The following is a 245-nucleotide window of genomic DNA, read 5'->3' on the forward strand; positions in this document are numbered from 1 at the left end:
GATGTTCACAATTTATATCTCTTATCATCATTATATGAATGACTTTTTAGTGACTAAGTTATTTAATATTTCCGCAGCGACGCCAGTAGTTATTATGTCTATTTTAAGTTTTATTATGCTAGTCATTTTGACGATGATAAGTGCATTGGTTAAACCAGTAAACTTCGAAACATCATATATAGCGCTATTCTATTTTATTGTGATGGCAACGATTTTTGTAGGATTAATATCCGTTACTTTTGGTC

General features: G+C 30.2%; 1 pseudogene. It reads left to right on the forward strand.

Annotated elements, in window-relative coordinates:
* Positions 1–245: pseudogene (locus tag Q4528_RS15435) on the forward strand (hypothetical protein); the annotation flags it as partial.

The sequence above is a fragment of the Staphylococcus pasteuri genome (assembly GCF_030547725.1).
Classification (GTDB): Bacteria; Bacillota; Bacilli; order Staphylococcales; family Staphylococcaceae; genus Staphylococcus; species Staphylococcus pasteuri.